This window comes from Vibrio sp. M60_M70, assembly GCF_037162085.1.
Classification (GTDB): Bacteria; Pseudomonadota; Gammaproteobacteria; order Enterobacterales; family Vibrionaceae; genus Vibrio; species Vibrio diabolicus.
Genome location: NZ_JARLUL010000002.1, coordinates 1783970 through 1802102 on the forward strand (window position 1 = coordinate 1783970; position 18133 = coordinate 1802102).

The window sequence follows — 18133 nt, forward strand, 5'->3', positions numbered from 1 at the left end:
TGTAAAACACTCTACTCAGAGGAAAGATAGGTGTGCTCAGCACGTGAAAGCCCAAGCTATTGTCGATACAAAAACACCAAGCAAGACGCTTGGTGTTTTCTTAATATTTTGTCTAACACAGTCATCGCTCTTAATAAGAGACGCCGTGTTGAGAAAGTGTAGTGCTTAGAAAATGCAGTGCTTAGTAAAGCTGGTGGCTTCGTTTGCACTCCAGTCACCTTTTGGCTTATCTTTCAAGTTCTCACACCATTGCTCGCTGCCCACACCATCTTGAAGAACACAGTGCTTCGCAAAGTCTACTGCATTGTCTGCTGTCCATTCTGTTTTTGGCTTATCGCGCATGTCGTTACACCAGCCTTCAGTGCCCACTTCATCACTACAAGCGGTTAAAGCAGAAGCCGCCAACATCAGCATGACTAGTTTTTTCATAAATTTAAGGTTCCAGTTGCAAACAATATTAAAATAAAACTCAATCGCTTCAACAAATGCCCATTCAACGGTCTGAACTAAGCAGTCACTTGTTGAAGTGACTTTTGTATCAACTATAACGATATTATCAGTCTACGTGTTAAGACACCGAAAAATTATTGAGCCAAGCTGCGTAAATGACACCATAAACACCTATAGGCAGCGCGCTTGCGTTAATGCGCTGATCTTAGAAGACCCCGTGCCAAAACATGCTAAACGTAACTCTAACGCCATTTGCTCAAAGTGCTCGACCACCGCTTGAGTGCTTATGGTAGCCGCTTTCAAGACTGCGCCCGCTTGCCCAACGAGATTGGCGCCCAAATGTATGGCTTTCGCCGCTTCAAGTCCGTTATGCACACCACCTGAGGCGATCAAAGGTAATGTAGGATGCTGTGCTCTTATTTGAGTCAAACATTTTGCCGTCGGGATACCCCAATCGCGAAAAAGCTCGGCTGCACGCTGCATTTTCGGGTTATCTTGGCAATAGCCTTCAACCGCGCTCCAACTTGTGCCACCCGCGCCCGCTACGTCAATAGCATCCACACCGGCGTCAACCAATCGCTGCGCAACGTGACTACTTATACCAAAACCGACTTCTTTAATAATGATCGGAACATTCACGCGAGATTTAAGCTGCTCGATAGCGTGTAAGACCCCAATCCAATTATGGTCGCCATTTTTCTGAAACGCTTCCTGCATTGGGTTTACGTGTACAAACAACGCATCCGCTTGAATGGATTCAACCGCACGCTGCGCATTATCAAGTTTACCTTTGTCGCGCAATTGAGCGGCTCCAAGGTTGGAATAAAGCGGCACATCTTTGGCTAAATCACGAATGGTTTTGCCTAGACCTGCGTGTTGGCGCTCTTCTAAGCTAATACGCTGCGAACCCACGCCCATCGCAATGCCTAATTCACTGGCAGCTTCAGCCAAACGACAATTGATCACTTCTGCGTCTTTTGCTCCACCTGTCATTGAGCTAATCAAAAACGGCAGCGCCAATCGGTGGCCAAGAAACTCTGTCGACAGGTCGATCGCCTGAAAGTCACATTCTGGCAGCGCGCAGTGTTCAAACTCGACAGACTCAAAGCCCGCCGTTTTATGCTTCATGCTCATGTCATGATGTAAAACAGCGTCTAGATGTAAATCTTTTCGGTTAGTTTGCGGAGCCATAATGTCACCCTAAAGTAAAACAGTCGCGCAGTATTGCGATCCTTATCAGTAACGTCAATGCGAATTTTCTGAATTCACGAGATTACTTTTCCGAAACCAGTAATGAATCACGACTTACTCTGACATTATAGAAAGAGAAACTCGCCTTCTGTTTTAAATAAGCAGGCGAGTGTTTCTCCAAGTTGAAGTAATCAGCGTGCGAGACACCACGATAAAAATGAGCCGCATACTTCTCTAATTTACTTTGCGCTTTCTGACAGAATCAGAGACACAACGGTACTTGTGGTGGTTGGAGCAAACTGCTCAGGGTCATCACAGAATTGAATTTTTCCTTTTTCTTCAACGTGGAACAACGGCACTACCGAGTTCCCTTTGTGATGCGCTAAATAGTCTTGATACGTAAAGTTGTCGCTCAACTTCGTGTGTTTTATCTCTGCACCGCGGCTCAACAAACTGGCCAGCTGGGTATAGCTTACGTTACCGCCCATCAGCAATTTACCGTGGTACTCCTGAGCCACGGAGTGCTTCTCGCTACCATTGCCGTTGGTTTTCACTTTTTGCAAGCAGTGAACTTTATCTTCACCAAACTCGTCGACAAATTGCATGCAAGCCATAATGTTGAAATGCTGGTCAGGCGTTAATGCAACGACTTGTCCCACCCCTATCAGGTTCAAATTGTCATCTGCGTGACTAGAAATCGGATTTCCGTAGTAGTAATCCAGCCCCAACATACGAACTTGACTGATGTACTCCCAGTTAGAATCGGTCATCAATATGCGGCGGTCATAACGTGCCAACGCTTGACCAATTTCTCTGGCTACTCGGTTAGCACCAATCAACAAGAAGCCACGTGGCGCTGGCTCCGCGACGCCCAACATCAATGCGACAGGACGTGCCGTTGCACTTTGTAAAACAACCGTTCCGATGATCACCATGAAGGTCATAGGAACCAGTAAAATCGCTTCATCAATACCGTATTCGGTCAATTTGATCGCGAAAAGAGACGAAATAGAGGCAGCGACAATACCGCGCGGTGCAACCCAAGACAGAAACAGTTTATCTTTAAGTCTCAAGTTACTGCGGATGGTTGAGAGGAAAATCGACAACGGGCGCGACACCAACTGCATAAATACAAACAGCAATAACGCGCCATTACCCAGCGCAGCAAAATCATCCAAGCTAATGCGTGCAGCAAGGAAAATAAATAGGCCGGTGATCAGCAATATGGTCAAGTGCTCTTTAAAGTGCAGAATTTGTTGAATATTGATGCCCTTTGCGTTGGCAAGCCACATACCCATTACAGTAACCGTGAGTAATCCGGCTTCAGACTCAATATGGTTGGAGACGGAAAATACGCCGAGCACGATCATCAAAACCGCAAATGGCTGCAAGTATTCCGGTAGCCACGCACGGCGCATAATCGTTGCGACTGCTGCGCCGGAGGCCGCACCAAGAATGACGCCCACGGCAATGAGCGTCCCGAACACTTCGACGCTATTTATCGCGCTGTGCGATACGATGAACTCATAAACCATCACAACAAAAAGCGCACCGAGTGGATCAATCAAGATCCCCTCCCAACGCAAAATATTAGCAAGCGTACTGTTAGGCCTTACCGTCCGAAGAAGTGGCACGATCACCGTCGGACCTGTTACCACGGTTAAACTGCCGAACAACATGGCGAGCTCCCAAGTAAAACCGAGGAAATAGTGCGTCGCAATACTGGTTACTGCCCACGAAATGATGGCCCCGATGGAAACGATACTCCAGACTGAGCCACTCACACCGCGAATTTCTTTAAAGTTTAGGGTCAAGCTGCCTTCGAAAAGAATCACCGCAACCGCCAATGAAACCAACGGAAAGAGCAAATTCCCTAAAATCTCATCTGGATTTAACCACTGCATAAATGGCCCGACAATCAACCCAGCTAGCAGCAAAAATAAAATCGCTGGTAAGCGCAATCGCCATGCCAACCACTGACAACCTAAACCAATGACCCCAACCGCTGATAGAACCAGCGCTTCATTACCCACTTGCATTAATAATTTACCTGTTTTGTCTTTTTTCGCGTGAATGCGCTATACCCAAATAACCTCGGGCGTGCGGTTCAATAAGCATGACTTAGCATGCAGACTAAACGGCTTACCTTCGACTCTTCGACAGCATGCCTCTGAAATACACATTTTTGAGGTCACTTGGGTATCGCATCAGAATTATGAATATAGTTGAACCCCAATGACTTAACGACTCATTTCTGTTCATCAGGTCTTAAAGTGACATACAAGTATGTAGCTTCGTCGAATTCATCATTACGCATTGAGTTTCATTATGTAGAATGATTCTTAAAGAAAGCGCGGAACCTAGCACTATATGAAGCTAAGGCAAAGCGCTTGGACTAAGCTTTAGCGTACGTGCTCAAAGTTAAGAATCGTGTGTCACGCGACGTACGCAAGGAGAAATGGATTGTACGTAATACTAGCACTATTCATGGCATTGCTCGCCATCCTCATCGGAGTGAAAGCCGCCAACCGAGCAGCACTTTTAGAAAAAGAGCTAACCAAACTTCGTGAAGAGGTAACATCACTGCGAGTCAGTCTAAATAAGGACTCGAACCAACCAACGCGCCAACAATCCAGTGTTGAAGAGGTAACAAAAGAGGCAAACTCCTCATCCTCTAAGGAGCATGACCCGATTACCGACCGAGCATCTTATCCAAACGCAACACATCAAGCTCAATACCAGACAAGCGAAGTTCAACTGGACGTTTTTAGTCAAGAACAAGAGTCTATATTGCCAAGTAGAGTGCAGAGTCTGTTTAGCAACATTCAAGAAAACTGGTTGGTTTGGGTGGGCGCGCTGGCAATGCTAATTGGTGGGGGGTATCTCGTACAGGTTATTGGTAGTCACATTGAGTTTTCGCCACTTATGCGTGTGTCCTTTGCGTTTGTACTCTCGTTACTTATGGTGCTTGTTGGCGAATGGTTCCACCGCAAAGAACAACAAAATCCTCAACGAGCAACACGAGCCCAAGGCTTTACTTATGTGCCTGCCGCCGTTACCGGAACCGGGCTAACTGGCATTTACTGCACGGTTATCTTTGCGTTTGTTGTTTATCAAATGCTGACGCCTAGTGTCTCGCTTATCATCTTAGCCGCTGCTGCATTTTGTAGCTTGGCTCTATCTTTACAGCAAGGGCCGTTGATGGCGGTGCTTGGTCTGATTGGTGGATATACCGCACCGTTATGGATTGGTGGAAGCGAGCCTAATTACTTCTTATTAGCTGGGTATATCAGCGCGATCTCGGTCGCGGCAACATTGCTAATGCAAAAAGTGCATAGTGCATGGATTTCTCCAAGCATCGCGCTTCCACATGTGGTTTGGATGCTGTTGCTCATTGAAAGCATGCCGCTTGAGACACTTTTTTCTTGGCTGGCTATTTATCTCTCAATTACGCTTTATCTTATTTTCGCCGTTCCAAGACTGGGTTGGACACTCAATCCTCGTTCTCATCACTGCCAGAATAAGTGGACAAATCCGCCGACCGCTACCTCTCTCGCGATTGCGTTATTGACCTTTTCGGCTGTCACTAGAATGCCAGAATTGGACACACTGCAAATGGTGTACTGTTATGCGCTGCTCGTTGCGACAGTATGGCTCCCAGCGGTTCGCACAGGTTGGTCATTGCGCGTATTTTTGCCTTCCATATTGGTCTCTGCGACCGCACTTGTTGTCCTCACTGTCGCGTTTGACGCTTTGTATATGCCAGAACATGGTGCCAGTATCTTACTCGCATTGGCCACCAGTATTGCACTGATCTGCTGTCGAACTTATTGCCAGTCACTCAGTGACCGATCGCAACTTAGCGGCGTACTTCTGTTGGTACTGGCTCCAGCAATGAGTTTGATTACGTTGTTTTATGTCGACGAATTTATGCAAGGCTACCTGTGGTACTGGACTGCATTCTGCGCATTGGTGACCGTTTATTACGTTGTACTTGGTCAGCGCTTACATTCGCTAGCATTGGAATGTTCTGCCGTCATGCACGCTTTAATCGTAGGCATCGCCTTTGTTTGGTTAAGCGATACCTGGTTGACGACAGCAATCTCGATACAAGTTGCGGTAATGGCGTTGCAGACGCAATCAGGGTTATTTCGCCCCGCAAGTTGGGCGATTAAAGTGGCGATGGGGATACTGGTCATCCGCCTCACACTTTTACCCTTCATCCCTGAATGGCAACCCGTAGAAGCAGGACATTGGGCTTGGGTTATTGTGAGTTACCTACCGTCTCTCATCATCCTGCTCTATGCTCGATCAACGCTAAAGCAAGTGGACCTCGAACTGACCAACTGGTTTGAAGGCGCATTTTTGCATGTATTCTTAATGGCGCTATTCACTCAAACCAACTACTGGTTAACTGGGCAGTACGGCTATTTGGGACACATTGATTTCGCAAGCGCCATCGTTTTTGCTAACCAAGCGTTGGTTATGGGTATGGTGTACAGCTACCGTAGCCAATTTGCACAACGCTTAAGCCGCATCTATGAAGCCTACAGCTACCTGCTTTGGTGTGCCTTCGCATTGCTGATAATTTTGCTTAATACGGCAGAGTCGCCATTGGTGACTGACAACGTCTCAGCCCAAGCTCTTCCCGTTATTAATATGCTAAGCGTCGGCTGGTTGCTGCCAGCTTGTATCCTACTTATCGCAACATTTAGAGGCTGGAATACGTTACAGGTTCATCGATTTGCGGTTGCTAGCCTAGGCTTTGCACTTGCTGCTATTTGGTTAGGTATGTCTATCCGTCAATTCTGGCAAACCACATCCATGATGCTGTACCAACCGACTAGCATGGCAGAACTGTTCAGTTATTCAGTAGCAGGTTTGCTTGTGGGTGGATTGCTTACTTGGCGCGGTGTGACACACAGAGGGTTGATGATGCAGCGCGTGGGTCTAGTGGTTTTAGCTTTTGTCGCACTAAAAGTATTCTTATGGGATGTTAGTTCTCTGGATGGGTTCTGGAGAGCAATCAGCTTCTTAGGTTTAGGAGCATCTTTAATCGCGCTTGGGTGGTTATTCCAGAAATTGAATCGCTCGGTGGCAAAAGCACTCGAACCATAAACGAATTAAAGAGAGATTCCCGACAATGCGCCGTTATCGTTATTGGGGGGCGATAGCGATGCAAAGCCGGGAATCATTGGAGTGTTCGTTATTTTAGCAACGCAACAACCGTATGACGACGCACGTTTGCTTGTGCATTCAACGCTTGGAAAGTCGAGGTAAACTCACCAGACTTCTGCACAAAACCATCCAGTTTTGCATTCACATCATCCACAGAAAGCTGCGCGGTTTTATTTTGAATTGAGCGCATTTGAGTATTCAACTCTCCATGAAATGCTTTCGCTTCCTGCAAGCTCGTTTGCACTTGTCTTAGGTGCTGGTTCACTTTGGCAATCGTCTGTTTCATACCATCGCGTGACGCCAAATCAAACCCAAGTTCTGCAATACCATCTGGCTCTGACTTTAGATTCAGAACGTTCGGCTGGCCCGCAGGAAAACGGTGTCCTTCGCCCGTGACCATCACTTTCTGCTGCATTTGCTGATAAGCGTTGTCTCTGGCTTCAAATAAAATGCTGCCATCGTCAGCTAATGAGGCACGCATCCCTAAAGCAATCAAGCTTCGGTCAAGCATTTTGACAGTTCGAGCACCATCGGCTTGTCCATCGAACTGAATCATTACCGCTTGACCCTGAGGGAAATCCAAACGAATTTGCTCAGCTTTGTCACTTAAGCGATGCACATTCAAGCCAGGAATAGAAAAGCGACGAATGTCTGCTTTATCTAGCTTTAAATGCAGTTCGTTGTTGAGCACTTTCTGGCCGTCGAACCGAGCATGCTCCACAACGTTCTGAATGGTGGCTTTAGAACGAACCAATGTATCCTGCAAGCCAGGTACATTTTGCACGCCTTGATTCACCGCTTGCGTCAAACCACGTTTAATTTGAGTCAGCTCTTTGCCTATCACCTGCAACGATTTCGATGCGATCTGCACTGCCGTCGCTTGCTGCTGACCCTGGGTCAGTTGAATCCCAGAGACAGAGTAGGCTGACGCAGTGTCAGCCTGAACTTGCGCCGGGCGCGGTTTAATTGCAGTACTTGAGTCTGCAGAACGGGTCGGCATGATAGAGGCTTGTTCTTGCCCACCCAAGCGTATGCTATGGGGTCTAACCTCTACTGTACTCATTACCATAAAAGAACTTCCTAACCTTATAGACGGTCAAACAACGATAGATCATTGATCTTTACATAGCTCGCTTGCGTTGCTTGCAAAGCCGCCATGTAATTGCTCAAGCGTACCGATGCTTCACCGTAATCCAGAGCTGAGAGGTCACCTGATACTTTATCGACGAACAGTTTATTCTCACCATGAGCACCGCCAACCAAATCTAGGTTATTGTGTCGACCACCAATCTCCGTCATCGTGCCAAGTACGCTTGCCAACGTATCATCAATGGCACTCAGGCTTGCGTCCACTTCAGCTTGGAAATTCGGACTCGGGTTCTCAAATTCTGTAATTAGATTATTAATTTGATCCAGTACGTTTTTACCGCCACCAAGGTCCAAAATGTCCTTTGCCGTCATGTTGGAATCCATCGTTACGCCTTTCGCAATCGTCACGACACGTTTATCGCTGTTGCCCTCGATGACATAACTACCGCTTGCACTGTTTATAGCAGGGGTGTCAGTTTTGGTGCCTGAAAATAGGTAGTGCCCTTCTTCATCCTGAGCATTGAAAGACGATTCAATTGAATCACGATAGCTCTTTAGCTCCGTGATCATACCGGTACGGTCTTGATCAGTCAGTGAGCCATTCGCGCCCCATAATGCAATATCACGCATGCTCATTAGGCTCTCTTTCACTGAGTCTAAATGTGTTTCTTGACTCGAAAGCGTGGTTTTGACGTTTGCGATATTGTTTTGATATTGGGCGATGGCGCTGTTTTCACGATCCAAATTAAGCAGCTTAATCGATGCCATTGGATCGTCAGATAGTTTAGTTAGACGCTCACCTGTCGTCATTTGTTGTAGCACGTGCCCCAGACCTGCATTGTTACCTTGCAGGCTTTGCAGCATCATTTGGCTAAATTGATTGTCACTGATTCGCATCTGGGTTTCCTTTAGAATAACTGCAATACAGAATCGAACAGCTGATTCGCTGTGCTGATCACTTTCATGTTGGCATTGTGTGCATTAGCAAACGTCATTAAGTTAGCCGCTTCTTCATCACTGTTAACGGCACTCACATTGTCACGAGCCGCATGTGCTTGCTTGTTCATGGCTAACTTAGCTTGGTAATCAGCGTCTGCTTGGCGTGCTTTAATCGCGGTTTGACCCACCATAGAACTGAATGCGTCATTCAAGCTCACAGAGCCATAGCCAGTCACAGAAACAGGCTTGTTGCTTAAATTAATCAACGACTGCAACACATCCGCATTACCTGGCGTACCATCACTTGAAAAAGCAAGCTCACCTGGAGGTAACTCAGTGATATCCAAACTTGCCGCTGGGTTGGCAGGGTCGTAACTGAACAATGGTTTACCTGGGTTACCATTTAAATCTTGTCCAGTAGCGAGCACAGCGTTGTATTCATCCGCTAACGCTTTCGCCATGTCATTCAAAGCCAATTGGTTTGGTTTTAATACATCGGTTTGATAATCGTTAATCGCACCTAATTTGCCACCAAGAGAGTCACCAATCGCAAAACTTTGGCTTGAGAATGTTACGTGTAAGTCTGCTACGTAAGGGTCACTAGGGTCTGGAACGGCTGCGAGTTTGCCATGGTCCGTGCCCATCACAAGTGGCTGACCAGAGGTCAACGTTACCTGAACACTGCCGTCAGGCTGTTCTGTTGTTCTGATTTCGATGGTTTGAGATAACTCGCCGATCAATTTATCTCGTTCATCCATAAGTTGCGATGGGTTGCCACCTGTTCCTTGCATTTCAACCAGCTGCTTGTTTACCTTCGCGATGTTTTCCATGAGGCTATTCGCGTGGTTGAGTGCCGCATTACGCTGGTCGCTCATATCTTTATGTTGGTTGTGCAAAGACTCGGTAAGCGTATTAAAGCGGCGTGCCAACGCTTCAGATTCGTTGATGATTTGTTGACGGTAAGGGATCGACTCAGGCTTAACCGTGGCATCGTTAAGCGCAGCGTTTAGAGAGTCCAAACCAGCAGAAATACTGAAGCCATCGGCCCCTAGCGTATTTTCCAATTGGCTCATGTTGCTGGTGTAACCAGAAGCGTACGCCGCCATACTGTTAGTTGACCACGTTTGCTTAATCAGAAATTGGTCTGTAACGCGGCGAATGCTGGTGACCTCTACCCCTAAACCAGGGCTTAAGCGGTTGGCTTTTCCGTCATCAACTGATGCCATCAACGCTTGTTGACGGCTATAGCCCACAGTATTCACGTTCGCCACGTTTTGTGCCGTTACGTCTAAGGCCACGCGGTTCGCGCCTAAACCTGAAAGGGCAATATTAACTAGGTTCATTTACAGCTCCATTTTCCTGATCAACGGCTGAGAAAACGCGGTAGTCATACCGGCCTCACCGAGCACCTGTTTTACAGAGGCGACGGCTTGAGAGGCGGTATTAAATAAGCTTGAGTTCCCCTCAATCTCGTTAGCATCAAGCTGTGAGATAGATTCAGAATTCGCACCTTTACCATCATTTGCAGATGAGATGTTACGCGCAGCATCAAAGGCGACTTCGCGCATAGAGGGGCTAAGTTGCTGGATGAGCATATTGGCAATGCCGGAGCTCTGCTTTTTTGCCAGTTCCATTGCCAGTTGCCCATCGTACATATCGCGGAAAACGCCTTGCTGTTGGCTCGCAAACGGGCTGTCTTTATCCGCTAGAACATCGCTGCTGCTGCGCATTTGACGCAGCACCATTTGTAAAAACATCGCCTCAAATTGACCCGCTACTACTTCAAGCGCGCCTTCCTGCTCTCGACTCTGCTTGATGTTGGCAAGTGCGCTGTTGTCGTGATACAGCATCGAATTCAGTTGAGTTTGTTCATTGGTACTGTCTAGTTTCATCCTTAACTCCTTAAATCACGACCAATTCAGCGTTCAATGCACCCGCTTCGCTCAGTGCTTGCAGGATAGACATTAAGTCAGTAGGTGTGGCACCTAAGCTGTTTACCGCAGTCACAATAGTGTTGAGCTCCGTGCCTGGAGGCCAAATCACCATTTGAGCTAAATCTTCGTTCACATCAAGATCCGTTTGGTTAACGACTTTCGTATCGCCATTTGCAAACGCATTTGGCTGACTGACTTGTTGTGATTCAGAAATTCGCACGGTTAAGTTGCCATGGCTCACTGCTGCCTCACTTACTTTGACACTCTTACCGATCACGACCGTTCCCGTACGAGAGTTAAAGACAATTCGAGCCGGCTTGCGGCCTTCCACGACGCTCATTTCTTCAAGCATCGACATCATCACTACGCGCTGTTGGGTATCTTTTGGTGCACGCATATCAATGCGCGCTTTATTGATCGCAACAGCAACGTTAGGCCCAAAAGTGTTGTTGATTTCACGCGCGATATTTTTTGCCGTCGTGAAGCTTGGTTTACGCAGGTTTAAAGTAACTTCATCACGCTGGTTGAAATCAGTTTTGATTTCTCTCTCTAACGTCGCACCATTCGGGACGCGACCTGCCGTTGGCGTATTAACTTCGACTTTAGAGCCACTTCGCCCTTCTGCAGATAAACCGCCAACCACGACGTTTCCTTGTGCAATGGCATACACTTCACCATCAATACCGCGTAAAGGCGTCAACAATAGCGTACCGCCACGGAGGCTTTTCGCGTCACCAATTGAAGACACGACCACGTCCAAAGTTTGTCCGGGGCCCGCCATTGGATCAACGGTTGCTGTCACGCTCACAGAAGCCACATTTCGTAGCTTAGGGTTCATACTGTCATCAATTTGAACCCCAAACTGACGGAGCATGTTGGTGATAGATTGAGAAGTAAATTTCACTTGGTTTCGGTCACCCTGGCCAGCTAAGCCAACCACCAAACCATAACCGACCAATTGGTTTTCTCGAATGCCGCGCACATCGACCAAGTCCATGATCGGAATTTCCACTTCGGCATGTGAAGTGGTTGGTAATCCCAAGGTCAACACCAATAGGAAAGACGTAAAGAAAGATTGCATTGTCTTCATTAGAAAGGTACCCATGGGCTGTTGAAGAATTGAGTTAGCCATCCGGCTGCGTTGCTGTCAGCCAGAGCTCCGCGACCTGCGTAGGTAATTCGTGCATCAGCAATTCGTTGAGAAGAAACTTGGTTGCTGCGATTAATATCATCCACACGAACAATGCCAGTGAGACGAATAAACTCATCTCCCTGGTTTAGGCGCAGCCATTTTTCGCCACTGATACGCAATACACCATTAGGTAACACCTCGTGTACCGTTACGGTGATTGCACCTTGCAGCTTATTGCCCTGTGAGCTTGAAGCACTGCCATCAAAGTTGCGGCTGCCATCGACACTAACCCCTAACTCATCGAACGTTTTCGTTCCTATGGTCGGCGCCGCGAAATTAACCGCTGAGCTTTTGCCAAACTTAGTACCCGCTTTTTTGCTCGATGAGGTTTCTTCTGATAGTTGAACCGTTAACACATCGCCAACTCGGTAAGCACGACGATCCTGAAACAGGGTCATCGTGTATTGGTGACGATAAAGGCTACCAGACTGGGTTTCCGGCAACGTGTAATCGAGCGTTGGTGGTGCATATTCCTCGGCATTTGGCTCAGGCGGAATAAATTCCTGACGGCCGGCACATCCCACCAGCAACACGGCGGCTACTGCCCAACTCTTAGAAAGCCATTTCATTGCTTTTTCCTTCATCATCACCAATTTCATACTTACATTGATTGCGAAACAAACTTCAGCATGTCATCTGCAGCAGAGACCACTTTCGCATTCATCTCATACGCACGTTGAGTCGTGATCATGTCGACCATCTCTTCCACTACTTGTACGTTTGAACCTTCCAATGCACCTTGCTTGATGAGGCCTGCGCCATCTTCACCAGCAATCAGTTCATCTGCCGGGCCGCTGGCTTCCGTTTCACGGAACAAGTTACCACCCACGGCCTCTAAGCCTGCTGGGTTAATGAATTTTGCGAGCGTGATTTGACCAAGCTGCTGTGGCGTTGGATCGTCCGCCGTCGTTGTTGTTACCGTGCCATCAACACCAACAGAGAATGAAGAGGCATTATCTGGGATCTGAATTTGTGGCTCTAACGGCAAGCCTTGGCTATTAACCATCAAGCCTTCAGAGTTGACATGGAACTGACCATTACGTGTGTACATGATCTGTCCATCCGAGTTTTCGATTTGAAAGAAACCCTGTCCCATTACGGCAAGATCCAACTCTTGTGTTGTATTTTGAGTGTTACCTTGCGTAAACACTTTTTGCGTGCCAACTACGCGAACACCGCTACCTAGCTGAATACCACTTGGCAACTCGTTAACTTGGTCTACTTGAGCACCAGGTTGACGCTGAATGCTGTAGAAAAGGTCTTCGAATACAACTCGGTCACGCTTAAAGCCAACTGTATTTACGTTCGCTAGGTTGTTAGAAATGGCAGTCATCTTCGTGTCCTGCGCTGCCATGCCTGTTTTACTTACCCATAATGCTGAATGCATTTTTTATTACTCCTTGCGGGGCGAGACTTATCTCGCCGCCATTAATTTATTACCAGCTTGTGCCAACGTCTCGGCCGTTTTCATCATGCGAACTTGCATCTCGAAGTTACGCGTTAACGACATCACGCTAATCAACTCATCAATGGCAGATACGTTACTGCCCTCGATGTGCTCAGGAGAAAGTTGCACCGTTTCATCGGCAGCGAATGGCACGCCATCTACACTGTGCAGTAGGCTGTCACTCTCTTTTTGAAGTTGGTTCATTTCTGGTTTAACCAACTTCAACGTTCCTGCGACGATTTCTGCGCCACCACCTGGTGGAATCACGGATACTTGACCACGCTCGCTGATTTCAATCTTTTGATAATCAGGCACAACCAAAGGCCCATTTTCACCAAGAACAGGAAAACCGTTGATGGTCATGGCACCAAAAGTGTCGACTTGGATATTGCCCGCTCGCGTGTACGCTTCGTTACCCGCAGGAGTTTCAACAGCAAGATAACCCTCACCCATGATGGCGACATCCAACGGGCGTCCCGTTTTCATAATGTCGCCAGAATCAAAGCGCGTTGAGGCAGAGTTGGTCACAACCATAGTGCGACCATCAAAACCTGGGCCTTGCATTTCTACACTGCGCACGCGCTCCATATCCGCTCGAAAGCCAGCAGTATCAGCGTTTGATAAGTTGTTTGAACGCACGTGCTGAGCCTTAAGAACTCGACTCGCACCTGACGTTGCAGTAAATAACAAGCTATCCATGCAAAACTCCCATTACACCGCGTTAAACAAAGCTTGAGTTAGCTTGTCGCTGGTAGAGATGGTTTTCGCGTTTGCTTGGTAGTTACGCTGTGCGGTCATAAGCGCCACAAGCTCACTGGTTAGGTCAACGTTAGAACCTTCTAGCGCACCTGGGGTTAAATCACCCAACGTACCTGAACCAGGGACACCCATGATTGGCGCACCAGAGCTAAAGCTTTGAGTCCACGCCGTACCACTCACTTTTGCTAAACCTTGTGTGTTGGCGAAGTCTGCAAGTACAACTTGACCTTGCAGCTGTGATTGGCCGTTAGTGTAGGTCGCGTAAACCATGCCATTACCTTCAACGCGTACACCTGCAAGCTCACCGGATGTGTAACCGTTCGGGCTGTTAGTACTTACGCCGAATTTAGCACCAAACTGCGTGCTGCCTTTCAAGTTAATGTCGACACTCATCGCGTTTGCGCCTGCCGCAGGGAATGAAACATTAAACGGAGCCGTCGGTGAAGAAAGCGAACCGTCTTTGTCAAACGTTACTGGTACCGTTGTCACTGGTGTTGCGCCACCATCCACTTGAACATTCACTTCCCAAGAGTTAGAAGCGGTCTTAGTGAAGTACTGGGTTACCGTGTGCGAGTTACCCAGCGAGTCATAGACTTTTGTGGTGTAAGACGAATTGAATGAGTTTGGATCGTCCGGATTAAACGGCGTTACCGTTTTATCAATGGCAGACGCACTTGCATCAAAGTTTGCAACAAAATCAAGACCGTCTGTCGCTTTTGCATTCAGTGATGACGTAGATACTTGGATATTGCCCACAGAGCCTGTCATCAGGTTGTTGTTGCTATCCACACTGTAACCTTGCAGTTTTGCGCCACTGTTAGCTGTAACAAAGTTATCTTTATCTGTCGCGAATACACCTGAACGCGTGTATAGCGTTTGACCCATGTTGTCTTTAGTGACAAAGAATCCGCCACCGTTGATCGCCAAGTCCATCGCACGGCCAGTTCCTGAGATACTGCCGTCTTTGTCGAAGTTCTGTGAAATTGACGCGACTTCTACACCACCAGGTTGCATGCCGTTGTATACTGCGGAGAATTCTGTGCGGCCACCTTTAAAACCATACGTTGATGCGTTGGCAATGTTGTGACTGATTGTGTTTAGCTCTGTGTTGGTCGCGTCCAGACCACTTAGTGCGATGTTAAAACTCATAAAAAGACCTCTGATTTCCCTATTTGGTTAAGCACCAAACTGAGTGATTTGATAGAAAGGAACGTTGCCAACGCCATGGACATTGACTAATGCTGCGCCGCCAGTATTTGGAATACGCACTTGCTCAACAGTGCCAGCCATGAGCACATTTGGACTTGCTTGCCCTTCTTGCACTTCTACTGCCACTGAGTATTTGCCTGGTTTAAGACCAAGTTCTTCAGGATTAATTGAAAAGTCGACGTCACCTTTGCCGTGAGCACCTAATGGCACTTTAGTAGATTGACCAAACTCATCTTTCACAACTAACGTCACTTGGTTTGAGCTATGAGCGAGTTCGATTTTTCCGTTCTGTACGCCTTCACCAAGCTCAAATTCTTTGGAATTGACGTAAACAGTTTGTCCGACGAGCCCCGCTGTCGATAGCACTTGCATGTTGTCGAGGAGAATCATGCTCTGTTGCATTGTCTTGGACATATTCTCGGTACTTTGAACTTGAGAGAATTGAGCCAACTGACCAACGTATTCCGTGCCATCAAGTGGGTTAAGTGGATCTTGGTTTTGGATCTGCGCCACCATCAAAGAAATGAATTCGTTCTCTAATGAAGAAGCACTGTTCATATCTTTAGGATTTGGTGCAATGCCATTGTTCTCTTTTGCTTTAGTGCTCACAGGAGCATCAGACGATAAAGGTGTATATTGTGCGAGACTCATTAACTGCCCTGCCCTAATCTAAGCAGACCTTGCTGCATACTTTTCACATTTGATAACACTTCAACATTGGTTTCGAAGCTACGTGTCGCTGACATCATGTCTGCCATTTCAGCCACGACATCGATATCTGGGTAATACACATAACCTTCACCATTGGCCAACGGGTTGTTTGGCTCAAAGCGTTTCTCGGCTTCTCCCGCATTTTTCACAACGTCAACAATGCGAACTTCAGCATTGGGATAAACCCCGTTTTCCGTTGTCAGCTGCGCTTTTTGGTACACAGTCGCGAATACGGGCTTCAGCGCTTTATAAGCGTCATCTGGATTTGCAGACACCGCGTCCGCGTTAGCTAAGTTACTGGCGACCGTGTTAAGACGCACAGTTTGTGCCGTCATCGCGGATCCAGTGATCGAGTAAATATCAGTGAATGACATAATTAACGTCCCTCAATCGCTTTCGTTAAGCCATTAAATTTCATGTTGAGAAACGTCAGGCTAGTTTGAAAGTCCATGTTGTTTTGCGTGAATTTCGCTTGTTCAACACCCAGTTCTACAGTGTTGCCATCTTTGCTGTTCTGGTAAGGCACCGAGTATTGGGCCTGAACCTGAAACTTAGGCACTGGTTTGTTCACACCGCCTGCAGCCACCTGGTTCATTACGGTGGTGAAACTTAGGTCTTTCGCCAAATACCCAGGGGTGTCAACATTTGCTAGGTTACTGGCAAGGACTTTGGTACGCTGAACGCGAAAATTAAGTGCCTCTGGATGTACACCTAAAGCATTTTCAAATGTGATCGCCATGCATCTTCCTTACAGTTGGCTCGAATACGCCAACATACAAACAAGATGCGTGCCATAAAAAATAGCTATATATATCAATGACTTACAAACAAGGATGGAAGCCAAACTTCCGGCTCACGGAAAGCATTAAAAGCAAGGGGAAAGTGCTTACTTCCTCAACATTAATGCTAACTCTGCTTGCTCTAATACCAGGACAAACTTTCGCCAACACCTCTGGCAGAACCCTAAGCGTTGAGGAGATAAAATCTGTTGTAGCAGAGCATTTCAAACAAGAAGTGGCCCAAAATGCTCACTCTAACCAGTGGGGAGAATACCAACTGGATTTCAACATGTGGGTACCAGGCTCGGCGAATCACCTACCTGAGTGTGAATCGCCTCTGGTCATCACTGGTCGCGACAATCAAGCGTTGCCAGTTGGAAACCTTAAGCGCTCAGTAAGTTGCGATGACATCGCTTCACCCTGGCGAATTAACGTCACGATAAAATCTTCTCTGACACTGCCTGTCTTGGTTGCCACAACCACGGTCGGTCGAAATGAAGTTGTGACTGCCAAGCACGTTAAACTGGAAACGCGCACCATCTCGCGACAAGACGATTTTTATACTCGCCCAGGACAAGCAATTGGCTTAGAAACCTCTCGCCGTTTACGTGCAGGGCAAGTGGTCAACCCATCCAATTTATCGGCTCCACCTTTAATCGAAAAAGGCAATGAAGTCATAGTGATTGCGAGCAAAAATGGATTTAGCGCCAGCACGAAAGGAGTCGCCTTAGAAGATGGTGCGAAAGGGCAACAAATTGAAGTAGAAAACCTAAGTTCAGGCAAGGTCATTAGAGCTGTCGTAACCGGGTTAAACCAGGTTCATACTCAATTTTGATTTTGGACTCAGAGTAACATTTTTTAATTTTGGCTCTCGTCAGTAACGCTGAATTTCGAGTACAAAAAAATATTTAATGTTTATCACATCCTAACCGCCTATTTAATTTAGAACATGATGATGAGGACCACAGCATGAAAATCGACAAAGTCGCGGGCGGTCATGTCCCACAAACAAAATTACAGCAAGCAAGCAAACAGCCTGTCGACGTCGTCGAACAGAGCAAAGTACACGAGCCTGCATTTCAAGCGAATACCGTAGCGATAGATCGCGCTCAAGCTGAAATGGCATCACTACCTGATGTTGATATGGAAAAAGTAGAACAAGTACGTAACGCATTAGCGCGTGGCGAACTTAGCCTAGATACCAAAGCACTATCAAAGGCGATCATGCAATTCCATACAGGTCACGAGTAATAAC

18 protein-coding genes are annotated in these 18133 nt (G+C 47.1%); 3 read left to right on the plus strand and 15 right to left on the minus strand.

Going from position 1 to position 18133, the window contains the following annotated elements; all coding sequences use genetic code 11:
• Positions 1 to 165: 165 nt before the first annotated feature.
• From P4S59_RS23675 to P4S59_RS23685, 3 genes are all read right to left on the minus strand, one after another.
• On the minus strand, positions 166 to 429 hold the full coding sequence (locus P4S59_RS23675; protein ID WP_005395285.1) for a DUF3012 domain-containing protein: 264 nt from the start codon (positions 427 to 429) through the stop codon (positions 166 to 168).
• A gap of 192 nt (positions 430 to 621) precedes the next feature.
• On the minus strand, positions 622 to 1641 hold the full coding sequence (gene fni / locus P4S59_RS23680; RefSeq protein WP_337169170.1) for a type 2 isopentenyl-diphosphate Delta-isomerase: 1020 nt from the start codon (positions 1639 to 1641) through the stop codon (positions 622 to 624).
• Between the two features lie 239 nt (positions 1642 to 1880).
• Positions 1881 to 3680 carry a cation:proton antiporter gene (locus tag P4S59_RS23685; RefSeq protein ID WP_337169171.1) on the minus strand — a complete coding sequence of 600 codons (1800 nt, stop codon included), beginning with the start codon at positions 3678 to 3680 and terminating at the stop codon, positions 1881 to 1883.
• A gap of 448 nt (positions 3681 to 4128) precedes the next feature.
• Here P4S59_RS23685 and P4S59_RS23690 point away from each other — a divergent pair, with 448 nt between their 5' ends.
• Positions 4129 to 6759 (plus strand): DUF2339 domain-containing protein, encoded by a 2631-nt coding sequence (locus P4S59_RS23690; RefSeq protein WP_443089056.1) that lies wholly within the window; start codon positions 4129 to 4131, stop codon positions 6757 to 6759.
• 88 nt (positions 6760 to 6847) lie between these two features.
• Here the strand turns inward: P4S59_RS23690 and P4S59_RS23695 are convergent, their stop codons facing one another.
• Genes P4S59_RS23695 through flgB form a run of 12 tightly spaced genes read right to left on the minus strand, consistent with a single transcriptional unit; the run spans position 6848 to position 16838 of the window.
• A complete protein-coding gene (locus tag P4S59_RS23695) occupies positions 6848 to 7888 on the minus strand; it encodes a hypothetical protein (protein WP_012842382.1) in 1041 nt (346 codons plus the stop codon).
• 17 nt (positions 7889 to 7905) lie between these two features.
• Positions 7906 to 8805, minus strand: a complete 900-nt coding sequence (flgL, locus tag P4S59_RS23700; protein WP_005395290.1) for a flagellar hook-associated protein FlgL — start codon at positions 8803 to 8805, stop codon at positions 7906 to 7908.
• An 11-nt stretch (positions 8806 to 8816) separates the two neighbouring features.
• Positions 8817 to 10190, minus strand: coding sequence for a flagellar hook-associated protein FlgK (gene flgK, locus P4S59_RS23705; protein ID WP_337169173.1), 1374 nt, complete (start codon positions 10188 to 10190; stop codon positions 8817 to 8819).
• Entirely contained in the window at positions 10191 to 10739 is a 549-nt protein-coding gene (locus P4S59_RS23710) for a rod-binding protein (RefSeq protein WP_337169174.1), read from the minus strand. It lies immediately after the preceding gene.
• 10 nt (positions 10740 to 10749) lie between these two features.
• On the minus strand, positions 10750 to 11871 hold the full coding sequence (locus tag P4S59_RS23715) for a flagellar basal body P-ring protein FlgI (RefSeq protein WP_031780462.1): 1122 nt from the start codon (positions 11869 to 11871) through the stop codon (positions 10750 to 10752).
• A complete protein-coding gene (gene flgH, locus P4S59_RS23720; RefSeq protein WP_005395295.1) occupies positions 11871 to 12542 on the minus strand; it encodes a flagellar basal body L-ring protein FlgH in 672 nt (223 codons plus the stop codon). The genes P4S59_RS23715 and flgH overlap by 1 nt, the downstream gene beginning before the upstream one ends.
• Positions 12543 to 12574: 32 nt before the next feature.
• Positions 12575 to 13360 (minus strand): flagellar basal-body rod protein FlgG, encoded by a 786-nt coding sequence (flgG, locus tag P4S59_RS23725; protein WP_005395297.1) that lies wholly within the window; start codon positions 13358 to 13360, stop codon positions 12575 to 12577.
• Between the two features lie 27 nt (positions 13361 to 13387).
• Positions 13388 to 14119, minus strand: coding sequence for a flagellar basal-body rod protein FlgF (gene flgF / locus P4S59_RS23730; RefSeq protein ID WP_006741308.1), 732 nt, complete (start codon positions 14117 to 14119; stop codon positions 13388 to 13390).
• A 12-nt stretch (positions 14120 to 14131) separates the two neighbouring features.
• Complete coding sequence (gene flgE, locus P4S59_RS23735) at positions 14132 to 15328, minus strand: flagellar hook protein FlgE (RefSeq protein ID WP_046873843.1); 1197 nt, start codon at positions 15326 to 15328, stop codon at positions 14132 to 14134.
• Positions 15329 to 15355: 27 nt separating this feature from the next.
• Positions 15356 to 16039 (minus strand): flagellar hook assembly protein FlgD, encoded by a 684-nt coding sequence (flgD, locus tag P4S59_RS23740; RefSeq protein WP_005395303.1) that lies wholly within the window; start codon positions 16037 to 16039, stop codon positions 15356 to 15358.
• Positions 16039 to 16473, minus strand: coding sequence for a flagellar basal body rod protein FlgC (gene flgC / locus P4S59_RS23745; protein ID WP_005395305.1), 435 nt, complete (start codon positions 16471 to 16473; stop codon positions 16039 to 16041). Before flgC ends, flgD begins: the two co-directional genes overlap by 1 nt.
• Before the next feature lie 2 nt (positions 16474 to 16475).
• Positions 16476 to 16838, minus strand: coding sequence for a flagellar basal body rod protein FlgB (flgB, locus tag P4S59_RS23750; RefSeq protein ID WP_005395306.1), 363 nt, complete (start codon positions 16836 to 16838; stop codon positions 16476 to 16478).
• A gap of 77 nt (positions 16839 to 16915) precedes the next feature.
• On the opposite strand from flgB, the gene flgA reads away from it, so the two are divergent.
• Together flgA and flgM are read left to right on the plus strand one after the other, a co-directional pair.
• The gene (gene flgA / locus P4S59_RS23755) at positions 16916 to 17713 is read left to right on the plus strand and encodes a flagellar basal body P-ring formation chaperone FlgA (RefSeq protein WP_337169175.1); all 798 of its coding nucleotides are present in this window, start codon (positions 16916 to 16918) and stop codon (positions 17711 to 17713) included.
• Between the two features lie 134 nt (positions 17714 to 17847).
• Positions 17848 to 18129 carry a flagellar biosynthesis anti-sigma factor FlgM gene (flgM, locus tag P4S59_RS23760; RefSeq protein ID WP_006741305.1) on the plus strand — a complete coding sequence of 94 codons (282 nt, stop codon included), beginning with the start codon at positions 17848 to 17850 and terminating at the stop codon, positions 18127 to 18129.
• The last annotated feature ends 4 nt before the right edge of the window (positions 18130 to 18133 follow it).

Excerpts from the sequence above, each read along its gene's own strand:
- P4S59_RS23675 (WP_005395285.1), bottom strand. The coding sequence starts at position 429 with ATGAAAAAACTAGTCATGCTGATGTTGGCGGCTTCTGCTTTAACCGCT.
- fni (WP_337169170.1), bottom strand. The coding sequence starts at position 1,641 with ATGGCTCCGCAAACTAACCGAAAAGATTTACATCTAGACGCTGTTTTA.
- P4S59_RS23685 (WP_337169171.1), bottom strand. The coding sequence starts at position 3,680 with ATGCAAGTGGGTAATGAAGCGCTGGTTCTATCAGCGGTTGGGGTCATT.
- P4S59_RS23690 (WP_443089056.1), top strand. The coding sequence starts at position 4,129 with ATGGCATTGCTCGCCATCCTCATCGGAGTGAAAGCCGCCAACCGAGCA.
- P4S59_RS23695 (WP_012842382.1), bottom strand. The coding sequence starts at position 7,888 with ATGGTAATGAGTACAGTAGAGGTTAGACCCCATAGCATACGCTTGGGT.
- flgL (WP_005395290.1), bottom strand. The coding sequence starts at position 8,805 with ATGCGAATCAGTGACAATCAATTTAGCCAAATGATGCTGCAAAGCCTG.
- flgK (WP_337169173.1), bottom strand. The coding sequence starts at position 10,190 with ATGAACCTAGTTAATATTGCCCTTTCAGGTTTAGGCGCGAACCGCGTG.
- P4S59_RS23710 (WP_337169174.1), bottom strand. The coding sequence starts at position 10,739 with ATGAAACTAGACAGTACCAATGAACAAACTCAACTGAATTCGATGCTG.
- P4S59_RS23715 (WP_031780462.1), bottom strand. The coding sequence starts at position 11,871 with ATGAAGACAATGCAATCTTTCTTTACGTCTTTCCTATTGGTGTTGACC.
- flgH (WP_005395295.1), bottom strand. The coding sequence starts at position 12,542 with ATGAAATGGCTTTCTAAGAGTTGGGCAGTAGCCGCCGTGTTGCTGGTG.
- flgG (WP_005395297.1), bottom strand. The coding sequence starts at position 13,360 with ATGCATTCAGCATTATGGGTAAGTAAAACAGGCATGGCAGCGCAGGAC.
- flgF (WP_006741308.1), bottom strand. The coding sequence starts at position 14,119 with ATGGATAGCTTGTTATTTACTGCAACGTCAGGTGCGAGTCGAGTTCTT.
- flgE (WP_046873843.1), bottom strand. The coding sequence starts at position 15,328 with ATGAGTTTTAACATCGCACTAAGTGGTCTGGACGCGACCAACACAGAG.
- flgD (WP_005395303.1), bottom strand. The coding sequence starts at position 16,039 with ATGAGTCTCGCACAATATACACCTTTATCGTCTGATGCTCCTGTGAGC.
- flgC (WP_005395305.1), bottom strand. The coding sequence starts at position 16,473 with ATGTCATTCACTGATATTTACTCGATCACTGGATCCGCGATGACGGCA.
- flgB (WP_005395306.1), bottom strand. The coding sequence starts at position 16,838 with ATGGCGATCACATTTGAAAATGCTTTAGGTGTACATCCAGAGGCACTT.
- flgA (WP_337169175.1), top strand. The coding sequence starts at position 16,916 with ATGACTTACAAACAAGGATGGAAGCCAAACTTCCGGCTCACGGAAAGC.
- flgM (WP_006741305.1), top strand. The coding sequence starts at position 17,848 with ATGAAAATCGACAAAGTCGCGGGCGGTCATGTCCCACAAACAAAATTA.